10 protein-coding genes and 1 pseudogene are annotated in these 13097 nt (G+C 56.6%); 2 read left to right on the forward strand and 9 right to left on the reverse strand.

Annotation, left to right across the window (positions count from 1 at the left end; translation table 11 throughout):
* Window positions 1-128: 128 nt before the first annotated feature.
* Both B5E60_RS10560 and B5E60_RS10565 read right to left on the reverse strand, forming a co-directional pair.
* Window positions 129-1091, reverse strand: a complete 963-nt coding sequence (locus B5E60_RS10560) for a hypothetical protein (RefSeq protein WP_143260742.1) — start codon at window positions 1089-1091, stop codon at window positions 129-131.
* Window positions 1092-1105: 14 nt separating this feature from the next.
* Window positions 1106-1420: an NUMOD3 domain-containing DNA-binding protein gene (locus B5E60_RS10565; RefSeq protein ID WP_087311469.1), complete on the reverse strand. Its 315-nt coding sequence runs from the start codon at window positions 1418-1420 to the stop codon at window positions 1106-1108.
* A gap of 809 nt (window positions 1421-2229) precedes the next feature.
* Here B5E60_RS10565 and B5E60_RS10575 point away from each other — a divergent pair.
* Window positions 2230-2669: pseudogene (locus B5E60_RS10575) on the forward strand (AraC family transcriptional regulator); the annotation flags it as partial.
* Window positions 2643-2801: a hypothetical protein gene (locus tag B5E60_RS14075; protein ID WP_204246469.1), complete on the forward strand. Its 159-nt coding sequence runs from the start codon at window positions 2643-2645 to the stop codon at window positions 2799-2801. The pseudogene B5E60_RS10575 and the gene B5E60_RS14075, both read left to right, overlap by 27 nt.
* A 114-nt stretch (window positions 2802-2915) precedes the next feature.
* Here B5E60_RS14075 and B5E60_RS10580 read toward each other — a convergent pair whose 3' ends face one another.
* The 7 genes from B5E60_RS10580 to B5E60_RS10610 all read right to left on the reverse strand — a co-directional run bounded on the left by B5E60_RS10580 (window position 2916) and on the right by B5E60_RS10610 (window position 12713).
* Window positions 2916-3764: a sugar phosphate isomerase/epimerase family protein gene (locus tag B5E60_RS10580; protein WP_087311471.1), complete on the reverse strand. Its 849-nt coding sequence runs from the start codon at window positions 3762-3764 to the stop codon at window positions 2916-2918.
* A gap of 10 nt (window positions 3765-3774) precedes the next feature.
* Window positions 3775-5061, reverse strand: coding sequence for an FISUMP domain-containing protein (locus tag B5E60_RS10585; protein WP_087311472.1), 1287 nt, complete (start codon window positions 5059-5061; stop codon window positions 3775-3777).
* A gap of 22 nt (window positions 5062-5083) precedes the next feature.
* Window positions 5084-6076: a DUF6528 family protein gene (locus B5E60_RS10590; protein WP_087311473.1), complete on the reverse strand. Its 993-nt coding sequence runs from the start codon at window positions 6074-6076 to the stop codon at window positions 5084-5086.
* Window positions 6077-6102: 26 nt separating this feature from the next.
* Window positions 6103-7644, reverse strand: coding sequence for a RagB/SusD family nutrient uptake outer membrane protein (locus B5E60_RS10595; protein ID WP_087311474.1), 1542 nt, complete (start codon window positions 7642-7644; stop codon window positions 6103-6105).
* 22 nt (window positions 7645-7666) lie between these two features.
* Entirely contained in the window at window positions 7667-10954 is a 3288-nt protein-coding gene (locus tag B5E60_RS10600; protein ID WP_087311505.1) for a TonB-dependent receptor, read from the reverse strand.
* 96 nt (window positions 10955-11050) lie between these two features.
* Window positions 11051-11977 carry a FecR family protein gene (locus B5E60_RS10605; protein ID WP_204246467.1) on the reverse strand — a complete coding sequence of 309 codons (927 nt, stop codon included), beginning with the start codon at window positions 11975-11977 and terminating at the stop codon, window positions 11051-11053.
* A 103-nt stretch (window positions 11978-12080) separates the two neighbouring features.
* Window positions 12081-12713, reverse strand: coding sequence for an RNA polymerase sigma-70 factor (locus tag B5E60_RS10610; RefSeq protein ID WP_162611632.1), 633 nt, complete (start codon window positions 12711-12713; stop codon window positions 12081-12083).
* Between the last annotated feature and the right edge of the window lie 384 nt (window positions 12714-13097).

Here is a 13097-nt window from a genome sequence, read left to right on the forward strand (position 1 = left end):
CTGTTCTGTAAACCTAACTGCAATATTGTCAATGAACCGGATGGTTCTACCGAACCTACTTTGTTTTAATTGTTAAACTTTATAATAACCAGTCCGGATTTTTCCCGGACACGAATGACATTCTTAAATTAACACAAAAGCTTGCGCACTTCTTGGATAATGTTACGCTGCGGAGTTTGCTGCATTTGCTTCAGTTGCTCAAACTTTGCCATACGGGAATTTACTCCTGACCGAAATTTGTAAAGCCTTCTTACATCCTGTTCGATCAATTGCAGGTTCCCGTTGTACAACTCCAAAATCTTGGACATTGCCCATGTATCATAATTGTCCATATCAATGGAAGAGTCTATTGTGGAGTTGTTAAATATTCTATCAAACTGAGCAAGGATGGGATTTGCGCCAGCCGCAAAGAACGTTGGAATATAGGTATTGTCTATTTGCAGGCTGTTGCGTATTTGTGACTGCGTGTTCAGGCTAATCTCAATCCGTGTCTTATCTGAAAAATAGTTCTCAACCTGTTCTCTGTTTGCTAATAAATCAAGGAATCGTCTATTTTGCGCCGTAGCGGATAACTCTTTGCGTTTGTTATAAAATTTTATTTCCTCTTTGCCTCTTCCAATAATGTCTTTTGTAAATGTGATTCCTTTGCCGTCGTAATGCTGCCATTTGAATCGGCGGTAATTACCCACATTGTTGTTTAAGGCAGTCAGGATGTCATCAGTTAGTTCCAAAGAAACATCTGTTGTTATATCCGCCTGAGTGATACAACCTGTTTTGAGAACACCATCTATATCAATTGTGCATATCCCCATATCATTGAGGTTGTATAAGCATTGGGGAAGAGTCTCTGCTGTTATCAATTTGGGATAATCATCAAATAATACTTTACTTGAAAATTCAATAGTTAGTGTTTGTTTAGAATAGTTGGTTGCTATGTATAAATTAAAGGGGATATTATTATTGCCTTGACTTGAGTAATATTCTCCATTAACATTGTTTTTCTTTGAATCAAATAGAATATTAAAGTTTATATTCTTATTTAATAGATATTTATAATTGGATTTTATTTTAATTGTATCGCATCTTATCATTAAAGATTAAAAGTTTAACTTTTTATTTTTAGCGCAGTTTTCAGCAATGAACGAATTCTGAAAACTACATTTCCCCTCTTTGTTAATAGAAAATGAGAAAGTAGAGATTTATGGGTCTCTACTTTTTTATTAGACAATCTGCCCGGACTCTGTGGGGGGGGGTTATCTGATGGGGTTGGACGATGTGGAATGGTTTTCCAATAGTCAGTCATAGCCTGACTAATATGCTGGCGATGACTTTGGGATTTAGGACGACCTTTTGAGGCGTTGCTGATTTTTTGCTTTGTTTCGTCCGATAATTCTCTGTAAATTCTTTTCTTGTTTTCCATAATTTTCTCTTTTATAAATAAATAGCAGGAAAAGTAGAAAAGTCAAGTACAGTAGAAAAATATTTTTTCATAGAGAGTAGTACGCGATATTCAACAAACAGTATCCACCTTAATACACCTACCTCTACCGCCTATTAATTAAAGGGTGCTTATAGTATATCGATCTGACATACAAAAGAAAACGAGAAATACAACCTATCAGAAACTCTTCTTTGTCTTCAGTGTACAGGCGGCAAATACTCCTCTCTCGCATCCAGATAATCTACAAATTGAACCAGACGCTGAAAATCCTCAATAAAAGTTCGATAGTCTTTCATCAAATTGCACCCCGGGAGTCTTTGTCGAGACTCCCTTTTTTGTGGCTGTCCGGGTGCGGAAGGTTTTTCGCACGGGGTGGAGACATCCGATTGAATGATTGCGTAATTTTGCCTTGGCAGGCAGCGTGAGCTCCGAAGGTGTGGACCTTCGAAAAAAGGCAAAGAGGCAAGAGGAACAGGAGAGTAAGAGGGGCTTGGAAAGACCGAAGGGCCCGGAGAGAGAAGAGAAGGGCCCGGAGAGAGAAGAGAAGGGCCCGGAGAGAGAAGAGAAGGGGCCGGAGAGAGAAGAGAAGGAACCGGAGAGAGAAGAGAAGGAACCGGAGAGAGAAGAGAAGGAACCGGAGAGAGAAGAGGCTTGGAAAGACCGAAGGGCCCGGAGAGAGAAGGGGCCGGAGCGGCAGAAGGAACCGGAGCGGCAGAAGGAACCGGGAAGCCACGAAGAACTGGAGAAGTCGGAATCACCTGCAGACCACAAGCAAGCATCAAACACGCATAAACTATCCGCTTTACGAATATTCGCTCTGCATCGCCCGGCCGTTGATGATCTTCCTCGGCATCTATTTCCTGTTGGCCCCGACTCCCGGCAAGGCCATCTTCGCGAACTACCTTCGCTCGCGACGCATCATGAGCGTGGCTCTGCTGCTCCTGGCGGCCAATTACTCGGTTCACTCCTTCTTCGAGATCCGGTTTTACAACGTCAATGCCGCCATTCTGATGCATCTCTCGACCTATTTCCTCAGCTATTGGCTCTTCAGTTCGGCACTCACCACGCTGCCCGACCGTTTCTACATCACGCGTCGCCGATTACGGTTCCATCTGGCAGTGTGAGGACTCTTCTCCCTCCTCTCGGGCGTCATCCTACTGGGCTTTCCCGACGGCCCGACCCAAAGACGGGACTCACCCTCATGGCCATCTGGCTCGTGTGCTACGGGCAGTGGTACAACGCCCAAGAGGTGAGCAAACCCGCAATTACCTCGTGGGAAACCGGAGATTCGGACGATGCAAGCGCCATATTTTCATTCGCCACACACCGCTGCCCGGCGCAGGGAGGTATCAGCACGTAAAATCGACCCGACGAACGACCCGTGACGTTCGCGTGCGAACCGCCCTTGTACGACCCGAAAAAAGAGCGGGCTGCCTCTCGGAGGCAGCCCGCTCTTTTCCAATCGGCAACGGAATCACTCCTTTGCCCGGGAGCTGTCGTTCAACGACTCATAAAACGAGACCATTCCATCGAACGTTCCCTCGCCGTTCTTGAGTTCATACATGAAGACCCCCTTGTATCCGGCCTTCATCAGCGCCCCGTACAGTGCCGGCCAGTCGAGGATGCCCTTGCCCGGGAACCAGTGCCGCTCGTCCACACCGTCGTAGTCGGAGATGTGTACCGTGGCGATGCGGTTGCCGCACGCCTCGATGAAATGCAACGGATCCTCCTTGAGCAGATGGTTCGTGTCGAAGCAGATCATCACGTCGGGATACGGCGCAATGATGCGCAGCAGCTCGTCGGAGGTCCGCCCCAGACACGTCCGCGGCAGGTCCTCGATACACAGCACGGCGCCGATCCGGCGGGCCTCCCGGCGCAGGATCCCGATCGAAGCGATGCTGTTGCGGATGCGCTGTTCGCGCTCCGCATCGGCAATCGGTTCGGAACTGGGATGCAGCACCAGCCGCTGCGGTCCGAGTTCCCCGCAGATGGCAATCATCCGAGTCAGGAACTCGATGTTGGCCCGGCGGAGGCTGTCGTCGAGCACCGAAATGTCGATCTGGCGTGAGAAGGGCAGGTGACACGACCACACCTTCAAACCGGCCCGATCGGCCATCTGTTTGGCATGCAACGCCTTTTCGCGGATCTCGTCCGGCGTACCCTTGCCGCTGATCCCGATCTCCACGTACCCGACGCCGGCCGCGGCCGCCTGCGCCATCGCCTCGGGGCGCATGCTGCTGGTCGAACCGCCCACGCCGAGGCATTGTGCCCACAGCGTGGTGGTTCCCAGCAGCAGAGCCACCGTCCACAACATCTTTTTCATCTTCTTATTCTTATTCGATATAGTTCTTCACACAGCGGACGTTGTAGGCATCCGACTTCGACGGACTCTGCGTCGACAGATTCATACTCGTGGCGCTGATAATCAGCATTCGACTGGTAGTCGCACTATTCTGACCGATAAACCAGAGATAGCCCCACTTGCCCATTGCCGAGGAGTTGAACGAGCCGTCAGATTTCCGGGCTCCGACCGGATACCAGTTGAATCCGATCCGCTCGGCATCGTCAACGAACTGCAGCAGCGGTTCGCCGGCATCGGTCAGCGTCAGACTCGACTGCAGCCAGACTCCGCCATCGACAATGCGGCCATTGCCGCCCCGCAGCCAGGCCCCGACGTTGCCCATGTTCTTGACCGTACAGCCCGACTTGCTGAACGAAGCCTTGGTCGCGGCATTGGCCGGATTCCCGTCATGGCCGCCCGTGAAGGTATATCCGCCCAGGGTGAAATCGTCCGGAATGGCGTATTCGCTCTTGATGGCCATCAACATGTCCCACCAGTCGTTGATGTTGGCCACGTGCCACCCCTCGGGGCAGCAGCCGCGCAGCTGAACACCGAATTCGCCCTCCTCCGTACCGTCGAGACGGAAGGGATTGCCCACATCGTCGGTTCCTTCGTAGTTCGGCACATAGGGGCACTGCTCGGCCGTACAGCCCGAGATGCCGGTCATCGCCTCATACCAGGTGTAGAAACGTCCCTTGGCCGCATCGAGCCGCTCCAGAACGGAAGCATCCAGACCATCAACCGTGTAGGCCGTCAGGTCGGGAGCCACGCCCAGATTGCCGTCGGCACCCGTCTCGTGGCAGTTTTCGGTCATCCACCAGCGCTTGCCGTATTTCTTGACCGTATAGCCCGGCAGCTCGATGGGCACCTCCACGGTGATGGCGGCGAAGTACTCCCGCACACCGCTCGTCCCCAGTTCGTTCCTGGCCACCACGGAGACCGTCTGGGCCGGGATCACCACGTCGTCGTTGACCACCCGGACCTTGATGACATTGGTCCCCTGGCCCTCGATGATCTGGATCTTCGACTGCTGCTTCTCGGCAATGGTCCACTCGTAGCTCTCGGCCCACTGGACCTGCGAGACGGAGAAGGTGAACTCCTCGCCGCCGTTACAGGTCAACGTGGCCGGCACCTTGGTGATCGGGCCGGGTTTCTTGGGAACGGTCATCTCCTGGATCTGCTCCTCGGTATCGCGCTTGACCGCCTGCGTACAGGAGATCAGCATCGTCGCGGAGGCCATGCAGGCCCCCAGCATCACATATTTTCGCCAGTTTTTCATCTCATTTAGGTTTTTTCAGGTTTTACAACGTATGTACGGCGGGGTAACTGAACGGATTCTCGACATACCAGCGAGCCTTGTAGATCTGATACCCCATGCGGTTGAACAACCGGTTGCCCGAAAGATCGGTCACCTCGGCCGACCACCAGTTGCCGCTTCCCGACGTGGGACGCATGACCAGCGTCGGATAACCCTCCGGACCGGTCGAGACGCTCTTGATCGAGTTCTGCTGGAAGATCTCCGCCTCGAGGAACTTCTCCTGTGCACAGTCGAACCGGTAGACATGCTCGTTCGTCGTCACGTAGAGGGCATCCTCACCGTAGATCGGCGAGAGGTCGTGCGATTCGCTGTTGCCCGAGGGCATGTCGTAGGATCGGATCTGCGTGAGCTGCGGCGCGGTGCGGTTGCCGTTGTACTCGAATTTCAGCAGCTGCGTGCCCGCCGCCGTCCACAGGCAGTTGCGGGTGAGGTCCCAGACGGCGTTGTGACCCGACGTGACCGTCGTGGTGAAGGCCGCTTTCGACACATAGGCCTTCGACTCGTCGTAGACATAGACACTCAGCTTGTTGCCGGTGCTCGACGCCACCACGATGTTCTTGTCGGGCAGCACCTCGGCCGAGTGGGGATTGCCGCCCGGCTTGGCGTAAAAGAGGACCTTCTTGTCGGCGATGCGGATCAGGGCAACGCCTCCGCCCGAAGCCGTAACCAGCAGGCACGTGCGGTTGTAGACCGGTTTGGCCTCGTCGGGGAGTTCGAACCACCCCTGTTCCGCGGTCGAAAGGCCGCTGTCGGCCGCCGTCCACTCCCAGGCCACCTTGCCGGTCGGCTGGTCCACCATCACGATGCGGTTTTTGGCCTGTTCGGGAAGGATCATCACCTGCGTGGCATCCTCCAGATCGATGGTTTCCTCCGTCTGATCGCCGGGACGCCAGGGCACATACGGCACCGGGTCCTCATCCTTGTTACAGCCCTGCAGGAAAAGCAGCCCCAGCAGGAAGCACAGAATTCGTTTCATGTTCGTTATTCAACCGTTTATACAGATCAATAATTGGGATTCTGAACCAGATTCTTGTTCAACAGCAGCTGATCCGCCGGAATCGGCCACCAGTAGTCCCGATCGGGGTCGAAGGCCCGCACGGCGATGTCGGTCCCGGCGTAATCCTGGATCACGGCATTCATCACCCGCTCGGCGGTCCGCCAGCGGCGGATGTCGTTGTAGTAGAGACCCTCGCCGGCGAACTCGATGCGGCGTTCGTGACGGATGATCTCGCGCATCTCGTCCTTGGTCTTCGAGCCGTAGAGGAAGGTCGGCATGCCGGCCCGCTCGCGGACGCGGTTCAGGGCGTCGTACACGGCATTCGAAGGCGTTGCATCCACCTCGTTCTGCGCCTCGGCAAACATCAGCAGCACGTCGGCATAGCGGATGAACATGTAGTTCACGTCACCGTTCGCATCGTCCGAATCCCGTGCCTGCTCGTCGTAGATCGTAAGCTTCTTGTGGGCAAAACCCGTGAACTGGCAGATCTCCGAGGCCGAGCAGTGCGCCTTGCCCAGGAACGTGGAGCCGGGATAGAAGATCGTGGCGGCGAAACGCGGATCCAGATTGTCGTACTTGCCCATGGTGGCGGCACCTCCCGAGGTCGTCTCGTAGTCGAGCACCAGATCGAGCAGCGGCGCGTTGTTGCGATACTGCACCGAGAAGACGTTGAACGTATTGACGGCCGTGTTCTTGGTCTTCGAGAACTCCACGTCGAAGACACACTCGCAGTTGTGCTCGTAGGCCGGCAGGAAGAGGTTGCGGTAGTTGTCGTAGAGGTCGTAGCCGGTCAGCGCCTCCTTGTCGATCAGATCCTGAGCCGCCTGGGCCGCCACGCGCCACTTCTCCACGTCGTTGGCCGTATTGAGCAGCGGGCTGGCCTCGAAGAGCAGCAGCCTGGCCTTGAGCGCCATGGCCGCACCGCGCGTGGCACGACCCTGATCCTCCTTGTCAGCCCATTTCCAGTCGAGCAGCTCGCGGTCGATGATGTCGTTCAGGTCGTTCAGAATCGCATTGACCACCTCCTCGCGCGAGGCCCGCGGCAGCGATCCGTGCGAATAGACCGGTTCGTCGAGAATCAGCGGAACGCCGTTGTAGTAGGTCACCAGCATGTAGTAGTAGAGTGCCCGCAGGAACTTGGCCTCACCCTCCATCTGCACGCGGCGATCATCGGCAATGACCGCACCGGGCAGCCGGTTGAGATGGGTATTGCAGCGGCCGATTCCCTCGTAACACTTCTTCCAGCGGTTGGGGATCACGCCCGAGCTGTTGGGCGTATGCGTACCCAGGGCGATGACGTTGTAACCGCCCGAGTTGTTGTAGTTGTAGGCATTCGGGGTGGCGGTATCCTCCATGAGCGGAGTCGAGCCCCCGAACAGCGCGTCGCTGACCAGTACGTTGTAACAGCCGGTCATGGCGGCCTCGGTACCCTCTTCGGTTTGCCAGAACGTCTCGACCGTATATTTGTCGGTGGGGACGGTATCGAGATTGCAGGAACCGAGTACCGCAGTTCCGCAAAGCATCAGTCCGAACACTATCTTTTTCATCTTTTTTCAGCAGTTTGGACGGTTAGAATGTAATGTTGAAGCCGAAGTTGATCGTTTTCAGCGAAGGATATTGCATCAGATTGGTCGACGAGAGGTCGATCTCGGGGTCGAACATCTTCAGCGGGGAGAAGGTGAAGAGATTCTCGCCGTTGACAAAAATCTGGCAGGAACTCATACCGAGTTTCGAGATCCAGCGCTTGGGCAGATTGTAGGAGAGCTGCAGCTGCTTGCATCGCAGGTAGGAGGCATCGTAGAGCCACTGCGTGTTCTTGTAGTCGTGCATCTCGGGAGCACCCGTTGCCGTGTGGAGGATCGGCAGCCGCGAATTGTGGTTCTCGGGGGTCCAGGCATCCGTGGCCCACTCCTTGAGCACGCCGGCGCCGTTCCAGAACGGGGCGGCCAGGTTGCCCGACAGATAGGTGCTGACATCGGCAACGCCCTGGAAACGGGCCGAGAACTCGAGCCCCTTCCATCCCAGTCCGAGGTTGAAGGCGTAGGTGATGCTCGGGGTCAGATTGCCGCTCACGGCACGGTCGCCGTCGTCGATCTGGCCGTTGTTGTTGAGATCCTTGTAGCGGATGTAGCCCGGCTTGACGCCGCTGCCGACGGTCACCGAATTGGCAATCTCCTCGTAGCTGTTGTAGAATCCGTCGGCCTGATAGAGATACCAGGCGTCGATGGGATCGCCCTCGCGGATGATGTTGAAGGTCTTGATGTACTCCTGACCGTCGAGGTCGACGACGATGTTCTTGTTGTAGCAGAAGTTACCGCCGATGCTGTAGTGGAAATCCTTGATCGAGCTTCTCCACTGCAGGTTCAGCTCGAAACCGTCGTTGGCCACCACGCCGATGTTCTGCTTCGGGCCGGTGAGGTTACCGATCTGGGCCGGGATCTGCACGTCGCGCAGAATACCCTCGGTGCGCTTCTTGTAGAGGTCCACGCTGAAGAGGAGCCGGTGGTCGAAGGCCTCGAAATCCAGACCGAGGTTGTAGGTACGGGTGGTCTCCCAGGAGATGTTCTCGTCGACGAAGTCCTTGATCGCGGCACCGCCCGAGAGCACGTCGCCGAAGCTGTAGTTGTAGGCGCTGCTGGCCACCACGGCCATCAGATACTCGTAGTTGCCGATGGCCTGGTTACCCATCTCGCCGACCGATCCGCGGAGCTTCAGCACGTCGATCGCACGAGCGTTCTCCATGAAGCTCTCCTTGTCGATGCGCCAGCCGACCGACACGGCCGGGAAGAAGGCCCAGCGGTTGCCCCTGGCGAATTTCGACGAGCCGTCGTAACGGGCCGTCACGTCGAGCAGATACTTCTCCTTGTAGTCGTAGGTGATGCGGCCGAAGTAGGAGAAGAGCAGTTCGAGCGACGAACCGCCGGTGATCCCATCCATCGTGGCGCCCACCGAGAGGGCCGTCAGCTGATTGTTGAAATAGTCGCGTTTCTTGGCCTGGAAGTTCTTGCTGTCGTAACGCTTGTACTCCGTACCGGCCATGACGTTGAAATTGTGCTTGCCGCCGAAGCTCTTGCCCCACGAAAGGGTGTTGTAGAAGGTGTAGTTGATCGAGTTGTTGTCCCAGTCCTTGGCCGACACGTAGGGGCTGAAGTCCTTGCGCTCCATGGTCTTGGGGTTGTAGGTGTACATCGCGTGCTTGAAGTCCTTCGAATAGTGGTCGATCTTGACGTATCCCAGGTTGGCGTTGTACTTGATGCCCCACGGCAGGTCGTAACTGATGTTGACCTGACCCAGCATGCGATGGTACTGGCGGCGGGTATTACCCTCGTGCAGCTCCATGAGGGGGTTTTCGGGGTTGTTGCGGCCCGGCGTCGAGAGCCACGTCGAGAGCCACTTTCCGTCGGGAAGCTGCGTACCGAAGATCGGGAGGGCACGGTTGATGACGTTGACCGTCGTCGATATGCCGTAGATCGGGTCGGTGTTGTAGCGCAGGTTGCCCAGCAGGCTGACGCCCAGTTTGAGACGTTTGGTCACCTGGGCGTTGACCTTCATGTTCCACGAGAAGCGCTCGGCGTCGTCGTTGGCCACCATGATACCGCGCTGGTTCATGTAACCGCCGTTGAGCGTGTAGGAGATCTTGTCCGTACCGCCCGTGACGCTGGCGTCGTACTGCTGCAGGAAGCCGTTCTGATAGCACAGGTCATACCAGTCCGAAGCCGGATAGGTATAGGGGTCGTGCTTCATGCCCTCCTGATACTCGAGGATGTCGTCCTCGGCATAGGTGACCGTCAGTTTGCCCTCGTTGAGTTCGGCCTGGTTGCGCATGCGCATGTACTGGATCGGGTCGGTCACCACGTCGGGCACGTAGGTGGCGGACTGCACGCCGAAGTTGGCACTCAGCTTCACCACCGGAGCCCCCTTGCGGGCCTGCTTGGTCGTGATCAGGATCACGCCGTTGGCAGCCTTCGAGCCGTAGATCGAGGCCGAGGCGTCCTTCAGCACCGAGATCGTCTCAATGTCGCTGGGGTTCAGCTCGTCGAGCGAATACTCCATACCGTCGACCAGCACCATCGGGCTCGCACTGCTCATGGTCCCCACGCCGCGGATGCGGATCGTGGCACCGTCGCTGCCGGGTTTCGACGAGGCCTGGTTGATGTAGACACCGGGCATCGAGTAGAGGGCCTGCGAAGCGTGGGTCATGGGCTGGTTCTCGACCTCCTTGATGTTGCGCACGGCGACCGAACCCGTCAGGTTGACCTTCTTCTGCACGCCGTAACCGACCACCACCACATCGTCGATGCGCGTGGTATCCTCCTTGAGCACGACGCTCACCCGGGTGCGGTTACCCACCTCGACCTGAGCGGCATCATAGCCGATGTAGGAGACATTCAGCCGGGCGCCTTCCGCCACTTCGAGCGTGAATTCGCCCTTCGAATCGGTCACCACGCCCCGGGTCGTCCCCTCGACGAGCACCGTGGCTCCGACGATCGGTTCGCCCGACTCCGACTCCACGCGGCCCGAGAGCAGATACTCCTTGCCGGCTCCGGGAGCCGCCTTGTAGAGGACGATATGACGGCCCTCGATTTTGGCCAGAAGGCCCTGATCCGCAAGGGCTCCGTCGAGCACCTTCAGCACGGGCTGCTCCTGCGCCTCGACCGAGACCCGTTTCTGCAGGTCGACTTCGCTTTCGCGATACCAGAACGAATAGCCGCTCTTCGCCTTGACGGCATCGATCATCTCCCGCACGGTGACGTTCCTGAGCGACAGCGTGATAACGGGATTCTGCGCATAAAGCACCTGCGACGACAGCAGGAACCAGCTGACAATCAGCAGGCTGCCCAAGCGTCGCGCCACCATTCCGAGCATTTTTCGGAGGGGGGGGGAAGTGATTCCCCCGCGAGTAGAATTTTTACACATACGGTTTGAAGTTTAGGTTGTAGAAAAAATGGATGTTTATCGGTTCCTGTAGAGTTCGAAATGGTTCCGGTAGTTGCGGTAGAGGATGCGGCTGTCGCTCGAAATGATCCGCATGATCTCGTGGATATTCTCCCCGTCGACGAACTCACCCGTGAAGCGCACGCCGCACAACGCCTGATCGGAGATCACGATATCGACATTGAACTGCCGTTCGAGGGTCCGGACGATGGATTCGAGCGGTTCGCCCCGGAAATAGAGTTTGTCCTCGCGCCACGACAGCTCCTGTTCGACATTGACCGTCCGCAGCGTGAGCAGGCCGCTTCGGCGATTGAAGAAGCCCTGTTCGCCGGGCATCAGCACCACGCTGCGCGACCCGGGGGCGCCATCGACCCTCAGGGCACCCGAGGCCAGGGTGATCCGGCAGTCGTCATCCTCGGGGTAGGCATGCACGTTGAAGGTGGTGCCCAGGACCGTCGAGACGATCGACCCCGTCGTCACGACGAACGGTTTGCGTTCGTCGTGCACCACCTCGAAATAGGCCTCGCCCTCGACCGTCACCCGTCGCTCGCGGCCGAAGATGGCCGGATAGACGATCCGCGTACCGCCGTTGAGCTGCACGTACGAACCGTCGGGCAGCACCACCTCGGACTTCACGCCCAGCGGCGTGGAGACGCTCACCGGCAAGGCCGAGGCCTCCAGTCGGCGTTCGGTGCGCATGCCGCCCAGCATCCAGCTGCCGCAGACAACGCCCGCCATCACCACGGCCGCCGCAGCCCAGCGGCCGATCCGCATCCAGCGTCCCTGCCGACGGATTCTGGAGTGCACACTCCTCCACACCTCTTCCCGCATGGCATCGGCCATGGCATCCACCTCCGGATTGATCCGCACGGCATCCACAAGTTCGGTCCAGCTCCGACTGTCGGACGTCGGATTCGTCGTTGTTTCGCGGTTTTTGTCTTGCATCTGCAGTTGCATTTTATCCCGTTACACCAATATAGAGTAACAAAGCCGCGATTCCGTTTATGGGAACCGCGGTTTTTTTTCAGATTTTGTCATTTTTCGATGATCAAAGCCTGTCCGAGAAGAGCAGCAGCAACAGCGTGATCAGTTTCAGATCGGGGTAATAGCGGCGAAGGCCCTCCAGGATCCGGTCCACGGCGATCTTGATCTGCACCCGCACGGTACTCTCGGAGATCGAGAGCATCGAGGCGATCTCCCGCACCGAGAGTCCCTCCGAACGGCTGAGCAGAAACACCATGCGGCAGCGCTCCGGCAGATCGCCGACCAGCCGGTTGAGCAGCTCCTCGACTTCAGAATCGATCAGACGGCTGTCCGACGCCTCTCCGTCCTGCAGAGAGACATCGCCCCGGCGGTCGAGCACCACGGCCGGGACATCGTCGAGCGAAAGGCTCCGGGGACGAGACTGACTCCGTTTCAGATAGCGGTTGGCCTCGTTGCGCACCACGACATAGAGATAGGCCTCGACATTGACGATCTGCCGCAGCGACACGCGTGATTTCCAGACGGCAACGAAGACATTACTCACCACCTCGCGACAGGCCTCCCGGTTTTTGAGAAAATAATAGGCAAACCGGAAGACGTTCCGGTAATAGAGATCGTAGAAAACCCGAAAGGCGTAATCGTTGTTCTCGCTGACGGAGACAAGCAGGTCTGCGAGCTCTTTGTTTTTATCTTTCACTTTTTCCAGGTCCGACATTTTCATTCAGACGATCGAAAATTACCCAGGGCGCTGTTCCGATAACTCTCCGAACAAGGGGGGGGGTTGCGTAGCCACGCATCCCTGAAAAATGTAAAAAACTTTTCACATGATCCGCCGGTTTCCGGGCCGCAGACTGTGCGACAGGCCGGGAGCGGGAAGATTGCAACGATCGGCAGGAGTCTTTCGGTTCCTTTTTCGAACAGCCCGGCCAACCTTCTGGCAATAAGCCGATAAACCGATCTCACATCACGCATGCACGCCTCTGATCCGGCGGATCACGGACTAAAGATACGATTTTTCGCACATACCACAAAACGTCACGGCCCGCCGGAAGGGCTGAACGGCCGGTATCCGGGGTTGCTG

The sequence above is a fragment of the Alistipes sp. An116 genome, assembly GCF_002161005.1.
Taxonomy (GTDB): domain Bacteria; phylum Bacteroidota; class Bacteroidia; order Bacteroidales; family Rikenellaceae; genus Alistipes; species Alistipes megaguti.

Excerpts from the sequence above, each read along its gene's own strand:
- B5E60_RS14075 (WP_204246469.1), top strand. The coding sequence starts at position 2,643 with ATGGCCATCTGGCTCGTGTGCTACGGGCAGTGGTACAACGCCCAAGAG.
- B5E60_RS10580 (WP_087311471.1), bottom strand. The coding sequence starts at position 3,764 with ATGAAAAAGATGTTGTGGACGGTGGCTCTGCTGCTGGGAACCACCACG.
- B5E60_RS10595 (WP_087311474.1), bottom strand. The coding sequence starts at position 7,644 with ATGAAAAAGATAGTGTTCGGACTGATGCTTTGCGGAACTGCGGTACTC.
- B5E60_RS10560 (WP_143260742.1), bottom strand. The coding sequence starts at position 1,091 with ATGATAAGATGCGATACAATTAAAATAAAATCCAATTATAAATATCTA.
- B5E60_RS10565 (WP_087311469.1), bottom strand. The coding sequence starts at position 1,420 with ATGGAAAACAAGAAAAGAATTTACAGAGAATTATCGGACGAAACAAAG.
- B5E60_RS10600 (WP_087311505.1), bottom strand. The coding sequence starts at position 10,954 with ATGGTGGCGCGACGCTTGGGCAGCCTGCTGATTGTCAGCTGGTTCCTG.
- B5E60_RS10590 (WP_087311473.1), bottom strand. The coding sequence starts at position 6,076 with ATGAAACGAATTCTGTGCTTCCTGCTGGGGCTGCTTTTCCTGCAGGGC.
- B5E60_RS10585 (WP_087311472.1), bottom strand. The coding sequence starts at position 5,061 with ATGAAAAACTGGCGAAAATATGTGATGCTGGGGGCCTGCATGGCCTCC.
- B5E60_RS10605 (WP_204246467.1), bottom strand. The coding sequence starts at position 11,977 with ATGCAAGACAAAAACCGCGAAACAACGACGAATCCGACGTCCGACAGT.